Raw genomic sequence first — 16,874 nt, 5'->3', positions numbered from 1 at the left:
TCAAAGCACCTAACGTCTGCACGGTACCCGCGCCAGCCTCAGGATCACCTGATGGTCGGGCTGTGAAGAGCCTGTGAACCCGCGAAATCACGTTTGTCCGTACGGGCGAAAACACCCACCGTCCGGCCGATCTCGATCTATCCGGACAGCCGATCGAGTGACAGCGACAGAAACGGACCGTACCCGTTCGAGTGACCCACAGTCGTCGATACGGAACCGCGCACTCCTACGGTCGTGACCAGTACTCGTCTTCCGGGTTCGGTTCCGACTTCGACGGCGCCGGTTGATCCGAGAACTGATCGGGTTCGGACCGGCCGGTAACAAAAGGCTGCGATTGTGGGGCAGCCCACCCGGTGGACGGCGCGACGATTTGGCTGGGCGGCACAAAACCCGGCAGGGCGGTCCCGGCGGGAGCGGTCCGGCCGAAGAACTCACCCGGCGCGGCGAGCAGCAGGACACCCACGACGAGGTAGCCGATCACCTGCGCGACGGCCACCGCGATGTTGAGCACGATCCACCCTTCGGGGTACGCCTCGCTCAGCGCCTCACCCACCGAACCGGGCAGCGCCTCCCCCGACCGCTCGGCAGCGAGCACGGCGAGCGTCCCGCAGCCGCCCAGGATGCCGAGGACGCACACGCCCAGGGTCACCGCGCGGGCCAGCCGGCTGCCGCGCCGCAGCGCGATCCCGAGCACCGCGAAGAGTGCCACCACGAGCAGGGCCAGCACGAGGGCGAGCGCGGAGATCAGCCAGACCACGGAGATGAAGTTCTCGGCGGCCTCCGAACCGGCGGCGTCACGGAACCGGCCGACCACCCCGGGCGTGACCGCCACCATGCCGACCGCATAGGTGAGACCGGCCACGGCCATGGCCCAGAGCAGGGCCACCGCCAGGGTGACGGCGGCCGGCCGGGGGGCGGCCTGGGGCTCGGCGGCGGGCGGCGGCTGGGCGGCGTACGACATCGATGGCTCCCGCAGGGTTCGGCTGGCAAGAACCTATCGCGTAGCGGACCCGGAAGTGGCCGGACCGGTCCATCCGGATGGATGGACCGGTCCGATAGCGATCAGCCGGCGGGCCGCTGGGGCGGCTCGTCCTCAGGTGCTCCCCCGTCCGCCGGGGGCTCCTGCGCGGGCGGAGCCGAGGACGGCGGTGAGGACGCGGGCGGCGCCGAGGACGGCGGTGAGGACGCGGGCGGCGCCGAGGACGGCGGCGGGGGCGGGGGCGCCCACGGATCGCTGGACGGCTCCAGCGCCGGCGGCGGCACGCTGCCCGGCTGGCCGGGATAGGGCGGCAGGCCGGGAGCCGGTTCACCCGGCCGTCCGTACTGCTCGGGCGAACCGAAGTGGCTGGGCGGTAGCGGCGGATACGTCGGTGCACCCGGATACGTCGGCTGCACCGGGAAGGCCGGCGGCTGAGCCGGCGGATAGGTGGGCTGCGGGTAGAACCCGGGCTGCGGCTGCGCCGGATATCCCGCCTGGTGCGGGTATCCGGGTTGGACTGGGAAACCGGGCTGTCCGGGCAGGCTCGGGTAGGGCCCGTACGGCATCGCCGGGTTCCACGGCACCGGGCGGCGGAAGAACGCGTTGGACTGCGGCAGCGCGAGCAGGATGATCGCGCCGAGCAGCGCCAGCACGGTGATCACCGAGGTGAGGAGACTGATCGCGTCGTACCAGCCCGGCATGGCGGCCGCCACGTCCGCCTCGATCTGGGCCTGTTCGGTGGACGACCCGGTCCCGCCGACCGCGGTGCCGGCCACCGTGCCGCCCAGGCCGAGCGAGTTGCAGCACAGGCCGAGGCCCGCGATCACCCAGGTGGTGATGCGTGCTCCGTTCTTGCCGCGGTTGTTGAAGATCGCCAGGACGACGAGGCCGACCGCGATCAGCAGATAGACGCCCGCCGTGACGACCAGCACGATGCTGATGAAGGTGTTGATCTCAGCGGGGAAGTCGTCGGCGTCCATGGCGTCCCGGTACGCCTCGGTGACCGTACCGATCATCGAGACCACCAGGCCGGCGCTCAGCAACTGCATGGCCACCACGAGATAAAGCAATATCGATGAAGCGGTCACCGTGGCCGGTCGTGCCGGTTGTGGATGATGGCCCGGATATGTCGGTACGGACACACTGCCCTCCTATAGATCAATTCACGGTATCCGCCGGAGGCCAGACAAGGCGACCGAGCCCGAATGACCGTAAAACGTCGCTCGATCGGGGGGCGGCAGGCCTGGACTGCGCCACCTAAACTTCGATGCCATGGCGGCCGACTGGAAGCGAGCAGCTCCAGCGATCCGCCGTGCCCGCACGAGTCGCCCGCCCCGCCCACATCTCCCCGGGGCCGAGGCAGACCGGCTGACGGCGCCCTTCCGACCATGCCGGCCGCGTGACCACACCGCGGCCGCCCCAGACCTGTTAAGGACCGGTGAGTCCCATGCCCCACGCCGACACCCTCGACGTCGTTCACCATGACGACACCCGGACACGTTTCACCGATGTCCGGTACCAATTACACCGAGACGGCATACGGATCTGGTCCGCGGACGGCGAGCACGCCATCACGGACGTACTGATGACACAGGCCTACCGGCAGCGGGAGGCGGACAGGTGAGGAAGGGCCCCGGGAGTCTCCCCCGGGGCCCTTCACCGTCAGAGGCCGCGCCGGACCGACAGGCCGTCCTTGCCCTCGCTCAGGTCGACCACCACGGTGTCCCCGTCCCGGATCTCGCCGGACAGCAGCGCCTTGGCCAGCAGATCGCCGATCGAGGACTGGACCAACCGGCGCAGCGGCCGGGCGCCGTAGATCGGGTCGTACCCGTGCTCGCCCAGCCAATCCACCGCGCCGGGGGCGACCACGAGTTCGAGACGCCGCTCGGCCAGCCGGGCCCGCAGCCGGGCCAGCTGGATGTCGACGATCGCGGTCAGGTCGTCCTTGGTGAGGGCGTGGAAGACCACGATGTCGTCCAGCCGGTTCAGGAACTCGGGCTTGAAGTGCGCCCGGACGGCGGCCAGCACCTCGTCGTGGCGTTCCTCGTCGCTCATCGTGAAGTCGGCGGTCGCCGAGCCGAGGTTCGACGTCAGCACCAGGATGGCGTTGCGGAAGTCGACCGTCCGCCCCTGGCCGTCGGTGAGCCGGCCGTCGTCGAGCACCTGGAGCAGCACGTCGAAGACGTCGGGGTGGGCCTTCTCCACCTCGTCCAGCAGGACCACGCTGTACGGCCGGCGCCGCACCGCCTCGGTGAGCTGGCCGCCCTCCTCATAACCCACGTAGCCGGGCGGGGCGCCGACCAGCCGGGCCACCGAGTGCTTCTCGCCATACTCGCTCATGTCGATGCGGACCATGGCCCGCTCGTCGTCGAAGAGGAACCCGGCCAGCGCCTTCACCAGCTCGGTCTTGCCGACACCGGTGGGACCGAGGAAGAGGAAGCTGCCGGTCGGCCGGTCGGGGTCGGCGATCCCGGCCCGGGCCCGGCGCACGGCACCGGAAACCGCCGTGATCGCCTCGCGCTGGCCGATCACCTTGGCGGCGAGCGACTCCTCCATGCGCAGCAGCTTGGCGGTCTCACCCTCCATCATCCGGCCGGCCGGGATGCCGGTCCACGAGGAGACGACCTCGGCGATGTCGTCGGCGCCGACCTCGTCCTTGACCATCGGCGGTTCGGAGCTCTCCTCCTCGGAGTCGGCCGCCGCCTGGATCTCCTTCTCCAGAGTGGGGATCACCTCGTAGAGCAGCCGGGACGCCGCGAGCAACTCGCCGTCGCGCTGGGCTCGCTCCTGCGCGGCCCGGGCCTCGTCGAGCTGCTTCTTCAGCTCACCCACCCGGTTCAGCCCGCCGCGCTCCCGCTCCCACCGGGCGTTGAGGGCGGTCAGGTCCTCCTCGCGGTCGGCCAGGTCGGCGATCAGGCGCTCCAACCGGGCCTTCGACGCCGGGTCGGTCTCCTTCTCCAGGGCGAGCCGCTCCACCCGCATCCGGTCGACCTGCCGCTGGAGCTGGTCCAGCTCGACGGGACGGGAGTCGATCTCCATCCGCAACCGGGAGGCGGCCTCGTCGATCAGGTCGATCGCCTTGTCCGGCAGGAACCGGTCGCTGATGTAGCGGTCGGAGAGGCTGGCCGCCGCGACCAGGGCGGCGTCGGTGATCTGCACGCGGTGGTGCGCCTCGTAACGGCCCTTGAGCCCGCGCAGGATGCCGATGGTGTCCTCGACGGTGGGCTCACCGACGACCACCGGCTGGAACCGGCGCTCCAGGGCCGGGTCCTTCTCGATGTGTTCCCGGTACTCGTCCAGCGTGGTGGCGCCGACCATGCGCAGTTCACCGCGGGCCAGCATCGGCTTGAGCATGTTGCCGGCGTCCATCGAGCCCTCGCCCTTGCCGGCGCCGACGACCGTGTGCAGCTCGTCGAGGAACGTGACGACCTGCCCGTTGGAGCTGCGGATCTCCTCGAGCACACTCTTCAGGCGCTCCTCGAACTGGCCGCGGTACTGAGCGCCGGCGACCATGGCGCCGAGGTCGAGCGAGACCAGCTTCTTGTCGCGCAGCGTCTCCGGCACGTCGCCGGCCACGATGCGCTGGGCCAGGCCCTCGACGATCGCGGTCTTGCCGACGCCCGGCTCGCCGATCAGCACCGGATTGTTCTTGGTCCGGCGGGACAGCACCTGGACGACCCGGCGGATCTCGGCGTCCCGGCCGATCACCGGGTCGATCTTCCCTTCCCGGGCCAGCGCGGTGAGGTCGACGCTGTACTTCTCCAGGGACTTGTAGGTCTGCTCCGGGTCGGCCGTGGTGACCCGCCGATCCCCGCCACGCACCTGCGGGAACGCGGCGACCAGCGCCTCCTCGGTGGCGCCGGCCGCCTTGAGCACCTGCGACACCGCGCCACCGACCCGGGCCAGGCCGGCCAGCAGGTGCTCGGTCGACACATACTCATCGCCGAGGGGCTTGGCGATGAGCTCGGCCGAGCCGATGGCGTTGACGAACTCACGGGCCAGACCGGGCTCGACGGTGCTCGCGCCGCGCGCGGACGGCAGCTGCTCGATCGCGCGCACCGCGGCCCGGCGGATGTCGGCCGGGTTGGCGCCGACGGCCCGCAACAGCGCGGTGGCGGTGGAGCCACCGGTGTCGAGCAGCGCCTGCAGCATGTGCCAGGGCTCGACCGTGGCGTGCCCGCGGCGACCGGCGTCAGCGACCGCGGAGGTGATCACTTCGCGACTCTTCGTGGTCAAGCGTTCGGTGTTCATGAGCTCCCCTGCAGCCGACAAACTTGAGCGTAGCGCGCTCAACTTTAGCGCGCCGGTTCGAGGAGCCGTAACGTGCCGGACGTGAAGGTTTCCTTCCGGTTGTCCCGTCGTCTCCTCCCGCTCGGCATGGTCTTCCTGACCTCGGGCATCGCCACCGCGGTGGTCGGGCCCTTCCTCGGCCTCTTCCTCAGCACCGAGGTGCACGCCGGACCGGTCCAGACCGCCACGTTCCTGATCGTCGCCTCACTGTCCGGGGTGGCGGTGTCGTCGGCCATCGGGCGCGTCTCGGACCGCTTCCCGATCCGCCGCGCGCTGCTCATCGCGGCCGCGCTGGCCGGCTTCGCCGCCAGCGGGCTGACCGCCTTCATCCGGGACTACTGGATTCTGCTCGCGGTCACCGCGACGGTGACGGCCGCGTCCGGGGCGCTCTATCCACAATCCTTCGCGTACGCCCGTCAGGTGCTGCAACGAGATGATCCGAACCGGACCGCCCTCGGGATCAGCACACTGCGTACCGTCTTCTCGATCGCCTGGGTGGGCGGCCCGTCCCTGGCCGCACTGCTGCTCGACACCGGCGACTTCCGCCACGTCTACGGCGCGGCCGCCCTCCTCTATCTGCTCGCCGCCCTGATCGCGGTCCGCTTCCTGCCCGGCGTGGAGGCACCGTCCGCACCGCGGGAGAGGAAGGCCGAGCCGCCCGCCCGCGCGCCCCGGGTGCTGTGGCCGATCCTGTGCGGATTCGCCCTGCTCCAGACCACCATGGTGCTGGGCGGTCAGGTCATGCCGCTGTTCCTGAGCACCGAACTGAACGGCTCGGTCCGCGACGCCGGCCTGCTCTTCGGCCTCTGTGCCGCCCTGGAGATCCCGCTCATGCTGGGCTTCGGGGTTCTGTCCACCCGCGTCCCGCTGCGCCGGATCATCCTCGGCGGGACGGCGTGCGCGGTCGCGTACCAGCTCGTCGTGGTCACCTCGTCGTCGGTCGGGACACTCGTCGCGGCCCAGATCCCGAACGCGGTCTTCATCGCCGCGACGGCCGGGCTCGGCATCACCTACGTACAGGATCTGATGCCGGAGCAGCCGGGACGGGCCACCACGCTGTTCACCAACAGCTTCCCGATCGGGCAGGTCCTGGCGGCGCCGCTCTTCGGCCTGTCCCAGCAGTACGGTTTCCGCCTGGCCTTCGGGATCAATCTGGCGCTCAGCGCGATCGGCCTCGTCCTGCTGTTCCTGGCCCGCTCGCGCCGGCGGTCGATGGAGCCGCCGGTTCGTCCGGTCACCGACGCGGCGTGCCCGGCGGAGGGCTAACGTAGAGATCGTGCGCGTACGGGTGGAACAGACTCCGCTGCCGGGAATCGGCGTCCGCCATGACCTGGTGACCTCGTCGGGCCGGACGGTCGGGGTGGTCTCCCACCGCAACGGCCGCCGTGACCTGGTGCTGTACGACGTGGACGATCCCGACTCCAGCCTGGCGTCGATACCACTCACCGACGACGAGGCCGAAGCCCTCGCCGACGTGCTCGGCGCCTCGCTGATGCTGGGCCAGCTGGCCGGCCTGCGACAGCAGGCGGCCGGTCTGCTCACCGAGCAGATCGCGCTGCCGGCCGGCTCCCCGTTCGTCGGGCGGAAGCTGGGCGACACCCGCGCCCGTAGCCGGACCAGCGCTTCGATAGTGGCCGTGCTGCGCGATCGCGAGGTGATCGCCTCGCCCGGCCCGTCGTTCCGGTTCGAGGCGAACGACATGGTGGTCGCGGTCGGGACACGGCACGGGCTGGACGGCGTCACCGCCATCCTGGCCGGCGACGACGGCGGCTGACCGGCCGTGCAGCACCACACGACGATCCTGCTCATCGAGATCGGCGCGCTCCTCTTCGGTCTCGGGATGCTCGGTCGGCTGGGTCGCCGGTTCGGCATGTCCCCGATTCCGCTCTATCTGCTGGCCGGCGTGGCGTTCGGTCAGGGCGGGCTGATACCGCTCTCGGCGAGCGAGGAGTTCATCGCGGTCGGCGCCCAGATCGGGGTGATCCTGCTCCTGGTCATGCTCGGCCTGGAGTACTCGGCCGACGAGCTGGTGGGCAACCTGCGGATGGCGGCGCCGGCCGGTCTGATCGACATGCTGCTGAACGCCCTGCCCGGAGCGGCGTTCGCGCTGCTGCTCGGCTGGGGCTGGGAGGCGGCGCTGGTGCTGGCCGGCATCACCTGGGTGTCCTCGTCCGGGGTGATCGCGAAGGTGCTGAGCGATCTCGGCCGGGTCGGTAACCGGGAGACCCCGACGATCCTGTCGGTGCTGGTCATCGAGGACCTGGCAATGGCCTTCTACCTGCCGGTGGTGACCGCCGTGCTGGCCGGCCTGAGCCTGGCCAACGGCCTGAGCACGCTCGGGGTCGCGGTGGTCACGGTGGTCGCGGTCCTGGTCGTCGCGATCCGGTACGGCGGTGAGATCAGCCGGTTCATGTCGGTGAAGGATCCGGAGGCCCTGCTGCTCAGCGTTCTCGGCCTGACACTCTTCATCGCCGGGGTGGCCGGCGAGCTGAAGGTCTCCGAGGCGGTCGGCGCGTTCCTGGTCGGCATCGCCATCTCCGGGCCGGTGGCGCACAACGCCACCCAGATCCTGTCCCCGCTGCGCGACCTGTTCGCCGCGGTGTTCTTCGTCTTCTTCGGGCTCTCCACGGACCCGGCCGACATGCCACCGGTGCTGCTTCCGGCGCTCGGGCTGGCCGTGCTGACGATGCTGACCAAGGTGCTGACCGGATATCTGGCGGCCCGCCGGGTGGGCATCGCGCTGCCGGGCCGGATCCGGGCCGGGCTGGCGCTGATGCCCCGTGGTGAGTTCTCGGTGGTGATCGCCGGCCTCGCGGTGGTGTACGGCGTCGACGCCCGGCTCGCGCCGCTCGCCACGGCTTATGTACTGATCACGGTGGTGTCCGGGCCATTGTTGGCACGTCTGTCCGATTACGCCTGGTTCAAGGAGTGGGTGCGCAAGCGGATGGCGGCTCAGCGGGCCGCTCAGAAACCGCTGTCATCCCCGGAGTGACCTGCATCTCCGTAGAAAAAGCCCAAAGTTACTGTCCAGTATCTGAATGTGAGCCCTTGACACTTCCCTAGCGGGACTCCACACGCTAACGTTGCGCGGCGACGACTCTGAGTATTGGGACGTTCGCCACTATGGTCGGCGAGTGATGTCGACCGCGTTGCGAACGGTTGAGTGAGGCGGCGGCGTGAGCGTGCGTGAGGCTACATTCCTCGGTTTCGGCAATCCGGTCGACCCCCGACCCGACGAGCTGCAGACCTGGGCATACAACCCTGAGTCGGTCCCGCTGAGCAGCATGCCGAAGGACTGGGATCTCCTGATCTCCGGCGACGTGCTCGGCCCGACGCTGTTCGAGCTCGCCATGGACCGGCAGTGCCCGGCCCGGCGGTTCGCGCAGCATTGCATGTACATCTACGCCGCGGACGGGGCGCGGCAGAACGCGAGCGGGCAGCGGAAGCGCCGGCTCAAGAAGTTCATCGAGCGCGCGGAGGAGGTCGGCGACGAGCCGATGCAGATCTGGGCGCACAACTGCCGGGTTCTGATGACCCGGCCCGAGCTCTTCGACCACCACGACTGGATGGAGGGCGGCCTGGTGCGCTACCCGCGCCGACTGGGTCTGTTCAATCGCCGCTGACTACGTCGAGTAGTCACGCGGTAACTACATGCTGTAGCGGCGGCCCGATCCGGGCCGCCGCTGTCATTTGTCAGAGGAACGGCGCGGGCGCCACACCACCAGGGCAGTCGAGTGGGTCTCCTGGCGCACCAGATCGCGGCCCGAGTACGGGTTGCTCATCGCCTCCATCTGAGCGATCCGGGAGTACGCCGCCTCCAGCTGCTGCTCGAGCTCGGCCACCCGGTGCTGGAGGTCGCCGACCAGGTGCTCCAGGCCGATGATGCGCTTGACGCCGGCCAGGTTGACGCCGTCCTCCTGGCTGAGTCTCTGCACCTCACGCAGTAGTGCGACGTCGCGTTCGCTGTACCGCCGACCACCACCGCCGGCCCGGCCGGGCTGAACCAGGCCGAGCCGGTCGTACTGCCGGAGGGTCTGCGGGTGCATCCCGGCGAGCCGTGCGGCAACCGAGATGATCAAAACCTTCGCGTCGGAGGCCTGTTCTATCGAGATGTCGATCTCTTCGTACATTTACACCTCCCCGAGACGGGGTTTCCTTCAGACGCGATCTAGTCGGCCCGGCGCAGGCGGGCTTCGAGCCGCTCCCGCGCCGGCGGTGGGGTGAGCTTTCCGAACTTCTCCAGCGCGTCCCGGGCCTCGCCGGTGACGGTCGCCGGGATCTGCACGTCGACGGTGACGATCAGATCGCCGGCCTGGCCCTCCTTGCGGGCCACGCCCTTGCCCCGGGCCCGCAGCTTGCGGCCGCTCGGTGTGCCCGGCGGCACGCGCAACGTGACCGGGCCGTCCAGCGTCGGCACCTTCAGGTCGGTGCCCAGCACGGCCTCGACGATCGTGATCGGCACGGTCAGCGTCAGGTCGTCGCCACTGCGCCCGAACAGGTCGTCGGGCCGGACCTTGACCTGCACGTACAGGTCGCCGGCCGGACCGCCCCGGTCGCCCGGCTCGCCCCGGCCGCTGAGCCGGATCCGCTGGCCGTCGGCGACGCCCGCCGGGAACCGGACGTTGATCGAGCGGGTCTTGGTGACCCCGCCGGTGCCCCGGCACTCCGGGCACTTCTCGTCCACGACGCTGCCCGAGCCCTGACAGTCACGGCACGGTTCGGAGAAGCTGAACGAGCCCTGGTTGCTGGAGATCAGGCCGGTGCCGTGACACTTCGGACAGGCGCGCGGGGTGGTCCCCGGTTTCGCGCCGTTGCCCCGGCAGGTGTCGCAGGCGCCAGGGGTACGCAGTGTCAGTGGCAGCGTGGTGCCGCGAACCGCCTGCACGAAGTCCAGGGTGACCTCGGTCTCGACATCCCGCCCGCGCTGGGGCCCCCGCCGCGCGGTCGAGCCGGGAGGCTGGCCGCCGGAGAAGATCGAGCTGAAGATGTCGGAGAAGCCGGAGCCACCGAACCGGCGATCGGCGCCCGGAGCAGCGCCGCCGGAGAAGCCGCCGAACAGGTCGGACGGATCGAACTGCGTGCCACCGCCCCGTGCCCCGCGGCGGAACGCGCCCGAGCCGAACAGCGAGCGCATCTCGTCGTACTCTTTGCGCTTCTTGTCGTCGGCCAGCACGTCGTACGCCTCGGAAGCGGCCTTGAACTTCTCCTCCGCCTCCTTGTTTCCCGGGTTCCGGTCGGGGTGCAGATCGCGGGCGAGCTTCCGGTACGCCTTCTTGATCTCGTCCGGGGAGGCGGACCTGTTCACGCCGAGCACGGCGTAGAAGTCCTTCTCGAGCCAGTCCTTCGAGCTCATGTCAATCCACCTCCTCGAGTTGGCGACGTCCCGCCCGCCGGCGCACCGGCGGACGGGACATGATCATCGATCTCACTCCGGGTCGGCGACCGCGACCATCGCGGGGCGGAGCAGACGCTCGCCCAGCGAATAGCCACGACGCATCACCTCGACACAGGTCGGCTCGGAGACGTCCGCGGACGTCTGGTGCGCGACCGCCTCGTGGCGGTTCGGGTCGAAGGGGTCGCCCTTCTCCCCGAAGGCCACCAGGCCCAGCTTGCCGGTCACCGCGGTGAGCTGCTCGGCCACCGAGGCGAACGGACCGACCAGGTCACCGTGCTCACGGGCCCGGTCGATGTCGTCCAGCACCGGGAGCAGGTCGGTGAGGACCTTGCCGGTGGTCTGCTCGGCGGCCGCGCCGCGGTCACGGTCGACCCGCTTGCGGTAGTTGGCGTACTCGGCCGTCACCCGCTGGAGGTCGTGGGTCCGCTCGTCGAGCTCGCCACGCAGCGCCTCCAGCTCGGCACCGAGACCGGGCTTGACGTTGTCGGCCGCCGGGGCCGACTCCTCCTCGGGGGCGCGGTGCGCGCCGACCGGCTTCTGCGCCGGCTCCTCGGCGGGAGTCTCCTCGGCCGTCTCCTCGATCTCTCCCTGGATGACTTCCCGCTCGGCCGCCGGACCGTCGTTCTCGTCGTCCCTGGCAGTCACTTCTTGTCGTCCTCCACGATCTCGGCGTCGACCACGTCGTCGCCACCGGCAGCCGGGCCGGTCGCGCCACCCGGCGCATCGCCCGCGGCGGCCTGCGGGGCCTCGCCCTGCGAGTAGAGCAGCGAACCGGCCTCCTGGGAGACCTGGGACAGCCGCTCGTGGGCCGACTTGATCTTCTCGATGTCGGTGCCGCCGAGTGCGCCACGCAGCTCGCCGAGCGCCTCGTTGATCTTGCTCTTGCTCTCCTCGGGGAGCTTGTCGCCGCTCTCCGCCAGGAACTTCTCGGTCTGCCACTGGAGCTGCTCGGCCAGGTTGCGGGCCTCGGCGTCCTCGCGGCGCTTCTTGTCGTCGTCCGCGTGGTCCTGAGCGTCGCGCATCATGCGCTCGATGTCTTCCTTCGGCAGCGCGGAGCCACCGGTGATCGTCATCTTCTGCTCCTTGCCCGTGCCCAGGTCCTTGGCGGACACGTGCACGATGCCGTTCGCGTCGATGTCGAAGGAGACCTCGATCTGCGGGACGCCGCGCGGGGCCGGGGCGATGCCGCTCAGCTCGAAGGTGCCGAGCTTCTTGTTGTTCGACGCCATCTCGCGCTCACCCTGGTAGACCTGGATCAGCACGGAGGGCTGGTTGTCGTCGGCCGTGGTGTAGACCTCGGAGCGGTGCGCCGGGATGGTGGTGTTGCGCTCCACCAGCTTGTGCATGATGCCGCCCTTGGTCTCGATGCCGAGGGACAGCGGGGTCACGTCGAGGAGCAGGACGTCCTTGACCTCACCCTTGAGCACACCGGCCTGGAGCGCGGCGCCGACGGCGACGACCTCGTCCGGGTTGACGCCCTTGTTCGGCTCACGGCCGATCAGGCTCTGCACCAGCTCGGTGACCGCCGGCATCCGCGTCGAGCCACCGACCAGGATGACGTGGTCGATGTCGGAGAGCTTGACATCGGCGTCCTTGATGGCCGCCTCGAACGGGCCCTTGCAGCGGTCCAGCAGGTCCTGCGTCATCCGCTGGAACTCGGCGCGGCTCAGCGACGTGTCCAGGTGCAGCGGGCCGTTCGCCCCCGCGGTGATGTAGGGCAGGTTGATACTGGTGGTGCTGGCGGCGGACAGCTCGATCTTCGCCTTCTCGGCCGCCTCACGCAGACGCTGCAGAGCCATCTTGTCCTGGGAGAGGTCGATGCCGTGCTCGCCGCGGAAGGTCTTGACCAGGTGGTCGATGACCCGCTGGTCCCAGTCGTCGCCGCCCAGGTGGTTGTCACCGGAGGTGGACTTCACCTCGATGACGCCGTCGCCGAGCTCGAGCAGCGAGACGTCGAAGGTGCCGCCGCCGAGGTCGAAGACCAGGACGGTCTGCTCCTTGGAGCCCTTGTCCAGCCCGTACGCCAGAGCGGCGGCGGTGGGCTCGTTGACGATCCGCAGGACGTTGAGCCCCGCGATCTCGCCGGCCTCCTTGGTGGCCTGACGCTGGGCGTCGTTGAAATACGCCGGAACGGTGATGACCGCGTCGGTGATGGTCTCACCGAGGTAGGCCTCGGCGTCCCGCTTGAGCTTCATCAGCACACGGGCCGAGATCTCCTGCGGGGTGTACTGCTTGCCGTCGATGTCGATCGACCAGTTCGTGCCGATCTCCCGCTTGACCGAGCGAATCGTCCGGTCGGGGTTCGTCACCGCCTGGCGCTTGGCGACCTCACCGACGAGCACCTCGCCGTTGCGGGCGAAGGCGACGATCGACGGAGTCGTCCGGGAGCCCTCCGCGTTGGCGATGACGGTGGGCTCGCCTCCTTCCAGAACGCTGACGCAGGAGTTCGTGGTGCCGAGGTCGATGCCGACCGCACGTGCCATGGTGTTCCTCGCTTTGCTACCCGACAGGGCCTAGCTACCGACAGGGTTGAGTGGAATCGACTCAATGATGCCACGGGTCTGCACACCGTCAAATCGAAGTTGAGTCCGAGGGGCGCAAGTCAACGCGTGCGACATACCTGTCAGGTCACGGCATACCGGGACCCGTTGTCCTGGATGCATAGATCGTGCACGCTTTACCCGTGACGACGCACGGAGACGCGGTCGGTCCGTCGGCCCTTTCCGCCGTCCCCGCCGCATCGAATGAGAAACAGCAGGTCAAAGCGGCCATAGAACCACTTGATCGTACGGGGGGTGGCCAGGTCCGGCAGCCGAACCTGCAAAACGTGCCGCCCGCGGTGGGACGGCTCGCGACCGCGCTCACCCGGTTGCGGGCAGCACTCGGCACGGTCTCGTACCCCCTGGCGCTGCCCTCCGCGGACGAGGCCCGGCGGGTCGGCTCGGCCCTGATCGCCCAGCTCGACGACTACCTGCTGCCCCGGCTGGCCCGGCTCGACGCACCCCTGCTGGTGGTCGTCGGCGGCTCCACCGGCGCGGGCAAGTCGACCCTGGTGAACAGCCTGGTCCAGGCGCCCGTGAGCACGGCCGGGGTGCTGCGGCCGACCACCCGCTCACCGGTTCTGGTGTGCCATCCGGACGATGTGAACTGGTTCGGCCGTGGTGGGCTGCTGCCCGGCCTGACGCGGACCGGCGCGTCGAGCACGGCATCCGACGCCCTACAGGTGGTGGCCACCCCGACGATCGGGCCCGGCCTGGCCCTGCTCGACGCGCCGGACATCGACTCGGTGGTCGACCACAACCGCCAGCTCGCCGCCCAGCTGCTGGCCGCCGCCGACCTGTGGCTCTTCGTCACCACCGCCGCCCGGTACGCCGACGCCGTCCCGTGGGAGCTGCTCACCACCGCCCGCCTCCGCGGCACGGTGATCGCCCTGGTCCTGGACCGGGTGCCGATCGGTGCGGCCGCCGAGATCGCCGCCCACCTGGGTGAGATGCTCACCGCCAACGACCTGGGCACCGCACCGCTGTTCGTGCTGCCGGAGACCGAGCTGGACGAGCGCGGCCTGCTGCCGGACTCGGCGATCGGCCCGATGCGGGTCTGGTTCGCCCAGTTGGCGGGAGACGCCAACGCCCGGGGCACGGTGGTCCGGCAGACCCTCGACGGCGCGCTCGGCGCCCTGGCCCCGGCGCTCGGCGGGCTCGGTGAGGCCGCCGACGACCAGGCCCGGGCGTCGTACGCGCTGGACGAACGGGTGGAGTCCGCCTACCGCAACGCGCTGCGCGCCGCCGATGAGGGGCTGCGTGACGGCCGGATGCTCCGCGGCGAGGTGCTGGCCCGCTGGCAGGAGTTCGTCGGCACCGGCGACTTCCTTCGCAGCCTCGAGTCACGGGTCGGGCACATGCGCGACCGGATCGCCGCGGCCCTCAGCGGCCGGCCGGCACCCGGGCGCAACCTGCGGGTGGCCATGGAGTCCCAGCTGGTGACCCTGCTGCGCGGGGTGGCCGCCGACGCCGCCGAGCAGACGTACGCCGCCTGGCACGCGCACCCGGCCGGCGCCGCACTGCTCGCGCCCGAGCTGCAGAGGCCCTCGGACGACCTGCCGCTGCGCGCCGACCGCATGATCCGGGACTGGCAGCAGTGGGTCCTCGATCTGGTCCGCCGGGAGGCGTCGGACAAGCGGGCGGTGGCCCGCGGCGCGGCGTACGCGGTGAACGGCGCCGGGCTGGCTGTCATGATCGCGGTGTTCACGTCGACCGCCTTCATCCCGACCGGGCTGGAGGTGGCGGCCGGCGCCGGCAGCGCGGTCGCCGGGCAGAAGGTGCTCGAGGCGGTCTTCGGCGACCAGGCCATCCGTACGCTCGCGACACGCGCCCGTACCGAGTTGATGACCCGGTTCGAGGAGCTGCTCACCGTCGAGGCCGTCCGGTTCACCGAGCGGACCGCGGCGGCACGCCACGAGACGTCGAACGGCGCCGTGCTGCGCCAGCTCGCCGTCGAGGTGGAGAACGCCAGGAAGGAACTTTCGTTGACCGGGTCCGGGTCATGAACGTGGCACAGAGGGTGCCCGGCAAGCGGGTCGACGGCGACGAGCTGGCCCGCCGGCTGGAGGCGCTGTCCCGGTTCCTGCGGGTGGTCGACCCGTACCTTCCGGACAGCGACCTGGTCACCGCGCACACGCTGGTGGAACGGGCCGGCAACCGGCTCTCGCTCTCGCTCGACCACACCGTGGTGGCGCTCGCCGGCAGCACCGGCAGCGGCAAGTCGAGCCTGTTCAACGCGCTGGCCCGGTTCAAGCTCTCCCAGGTCGGGGTGCGGCGGCCGACCACCGGCACGGCACACGCCTGCGTGTGGGGGCCGCTGGAGGCGGCGAACCGTCTGCTCGACTGGGTCGGTGTGCTGCCCCGGCAACGGTTCGTGCGGGAGAGCGCGCTGGACGGCGACGACGAGGCGGCGCTGCGCGGGCTGGTCCTGCTCGACCTGCCCGACTTCGACTCGGTCGAGCGCAGCCACCAGCTCGAGGTGGACCGCCTGCTCGGCCTGGTCGACCAGATCGTCTGGGTGGTCGACCCGCAGAAGTACGGCGACCGGGTCCTGCACCGGGCGTACCTGTCCCAGTTCAGCGCGCACGCCGGCGTCACCATCGTGGTGCTCAACCAGGCCGACCGGCTCAGCCCCGGCGACACCGAGGTGGTGCTCGGCGACCTGACCCGGCTCCTGGAGGAGGACGGGCTCACCGGCACTCCGGTGATCGCCTCCTCGGCCAAGCAACCCGGGATGCTCCGGGAGTTGCGGTCCGCACTGGAGAGCACGGTGGCCAACAAGCAGGCCGCGCTGCGCCGGCTGGACGCCGACCTGGACGCGGTCGCCGAGGAGCTGGGCGGCATGATCGGGCCGCCGGCCGCCGAGGACGAGGTGGACCGGGCGACCGTCCGGCAGCTGTGCGACGCGCTGGCCGAGTCGGCCGGAGTGCCGGGGGTGGCGGACGCGACCGCGGGCGCCTACCGGCACCGGGCCGCGGTGGCGACCGGCTGGCCGCTGGTCCGGGGGCTGCGCCGGCTACGGCCCGACCCGCTGCGCCGGCTGCATCTGGAGCCGGTCAAGACCGATGCGGTGTCCACGGATGTCGTTCCGCGTACCTCGGTGCCGGAGGCCGATGCCGCGCAGAAGTCGGCGGTCGGCCTCTCGGTCCGGGCTGTCGCGGCCCGGGCCGCCGCACCGCTGCCCGAGGTGTGGGCACCCGCGCTGAACACCGCGGCCCGCTCCCGGGCGGCAGATCTGCCGGACGCACTGGACCGGGCCGTCGCGCAGACCGACCTCGGCATGGAACGCTCGCCGTTCTGGTGGCGGGTCACCGGGATCCTGCAGTGGGCGCTGCTGGCCACCGCGACCGCCGGGCTCGGCTGGCTCGTCCTCGGCTACATCCTGACCGCCCTCGGACTGCCGGAGCTCGACAATCCCGAGGTCGGCGTGGTTCCGCTGCCCACCCTGCTGCTGCTCGGCGGGATCCTCGGCGGTCTGCTGCTCTGGCTGCTTCTGCGCCCCGTCATCGAGGCCGGCGCACGCCGGGCGCGGCGCCGGGCCGAGCAGCGGCTGCGGGCAGCGGTCACCGACATCGGCCGGGGGTACGTGGTGGCGCCGGTCCGCGAGGTGCTGAACGCCTACGCCCAGGCGAGGGAAGCGCTCGGAGTCGTGCGCGCGGAGTAGTTCGGG

General features: G+C 70.6%; 13 protein-coding genes. 6 read left to right on the top strand and 7 right to left on the bottom strand.

The genetic code is table 11. From position 1 onward, the window contains the following. Positions 1 to 226 precede the first annotated feature (226 nt). The 3 genes from KZ829_RS30945 to clpB all read right to left on the bottom strand — a co-directional run bounded on the left by KZ829_RS30945 (position 227) and on the right by clpB (position 5,230). Positions 227 to 961 (bottom strand): hypothetical protein, encoded by a 735-nt coding sequence (locus KZ829_RS30945; protein ID WP_220147394.1) that lies wholly within the window; start codon positions 959 to 961, stop codon positions 227 to 229. 101 nt (positions 962 to 1,062) lie between these two features. After that, positions 1,063 to 2,028, bottom strand: a complete 966-nt coding sequence (locus KZ829_RS30940) for a hypothetical protein (RefSeq protein ID WP_220147393.1) — start codon at positions 2,026 to 2,028, stop codon at positions 1,063 to 1,065. Between the two features lie 613 nt (positions 2,029 to 2,641). Further along, a complete protein-coding gene (gene clpB, locus KZ829_RS30935) occupies positions 2,642 to 5,230 on the bottom strand; it encodes an ATP-dependent chaperone ClpB (protein ID WP_220147392.1) in 2,589 nt (862 codons plus the stop codon). A gap of 81 nt (positions 5,231 to 5,311) precedes the next feature. On the opposite strand from clpB, the gene KZ829_RS30930 reads away from it, so the two are divergent. The 4 genes from KZ829_RS30930 to KZ829_RS30915 all read left to right on the top strand — a co-directional run bounded on the left by KZ829_RS30930 (position 5,312) and on the right by KZ829_RS30915 (position 8,892). Beyond that, positions 5,312 to 6,535: a sugar efflux transporter gene (locus KZ829_RS30930; protein ID WP_308285731.1), complete on the top strand. Its 1,224-nt coding sequence runs from the start codon at positions 5,312 to 5,314 to the stop codon at positions 6,533 to 6,535. A gap of 10 nt (positions 6,536 to 6,545) precedes the next feature. Beyond that, positions 6,546 to 7,043: a cation:proton antiporter regulatory subunit gene (locus KZ829_RS30925; protein ID WP_183225754.1), complete on the top strand. Its 498-nt coding sequence runs from the start codon at positions 6,546 to 6,548 to the stop codon at positions 7,041 to 7,043. A 66-nt stretch (positions 7,044 to 7,109) separates the two neighbouring features. Next, entirely contained in the window at positions 7,110 to 8,261 is a 1,152-nt protein-coding gene (locus KZ829_RS30920) for a cation:proton antiporter (RefSeq protein ID WP_246636571.1), read from the top strand. Between the two features lie 184 nt (positions 8,262 to 8,445). Continuing rightward, complete coding sequence (locus tag KZ829_RS30915) at positions 8,446 to 8,892, top strand: hypothetical protein (protein WP_183225756.1); 447 nt, start codon at positions 8,446 to 8,448, stop codon at positions 8,890 to 8,892. Between the two features lie 63 nt (positions 8,893 to 8,955). Here KZ829_RS30915 and KZ829_RS30910 read toward each other — a convergent pair whose 3' ends face one another. The 4 genes from KZ829_RS30910 to dnaK form a co-directional block, all read right to left on the bottom strand. Further along, positions 8,956 to 9,399 carry a heat shock protein transcriptional repressor HspR gene (locus KZ829_RS30910; protein ID WP_220147390.1) on the bottom strand — a complete coding sequence of 148 codons (444 nt, stop codon included), beginning with the start codon at positions 9,397 to 9,399 and terminating at the stop codon, positions 8,956 to 8,958. A 38-nt stretch (positions 9,400 to 9,437) separates the two neighbouring features. Continuing rightward, complete coding sequence (dnaJ, locus tag KZ829_RS30905; RefSeq protein ID WP_220147389.1) at positions 9,438 to 10,622, bottom strand: molecular chaperone DnaJ; 1,185 nt, start codon at positions 10,620 to 10,622, stop codon at positions 9,438 to 9,440. 72 nt (positions 10,623 to 10,694) lie between these two features. Next, positions 10,695 to 11,309 (bottom strand): nucleotide exchange factor GrpE, encoded by a 615-nt coding sequence (grpE, locus tag KZ829_RS30900; RefSeq protein ID WP_220147388.1) that lies wholly within the window; start codon positions 11,307 to 11,309, stop codon positions 10,695 to 10,697. Next, positions 11,306 to 13,147 carry a molecular chaperone DnaK gene (gene dnaK, locus KZ829_RS30895; RefSeq protein WP_220147387.1) on the bottom strand — a complete coding sequence of 614 codons (1,842 nt, stop codon included), beginning with the start codon at positions 13,145 to 13,147 and terminating at the stop codon, positions 11,306 to 11,308. Before dnaK ends, grpE begins: the two co-directional genes overlap by 4 nt. 200 nt (positions 13,148 to 13,347) lie before the next feature. Between dnaK and KZ829_RS30890 the strand changes: the two genes are divergently transcribed. Both KZ829_RS30890 and KZ829_RS30885 read left to right on the top strand, forming a co-directional pair. Further along, complete coding sequence (locus tag KZ829_RS30890) at positions 13,348 to 15,210, top strand: ABC transporter (protein ID WP_372453917.1); 1,863 nt, start codon at positions 13,348 to 13,350, stop codon at positions 15,208 to 15,210. Beyond that, on the top strand, positions 15,207 to 16,868 hold the full coding sequence (locus tag KZ829_RS30885; protein WP_220147386.1) for a GTPase: 1,662 nt from the start codon (positions 15,207 to 15,209) through the stop codon (positions 16,866 to 16,868). The genes KZ829_RS30890 and KZ829_RS30885 overlap by 4 nt, the downstream gene beginning before the upstream one ends. Positions 16,869 to 16,874: the final 6 nt, after the last annotated feature.

It is taken from the genome of Actinoplanes hulinensis, from assembly GCF_019429605.1.
GTDB lineage: Bacteria > Actinomycetota > Actinomycetes > Mycobacteriales > Micromonosporaceae > Actinoplanes > Actinoplanes campanulatus.
Note: the sequence above shows the minus strand (reverse complement) of the source record. Positions and strands in the feature narration are given on the sequence as shown.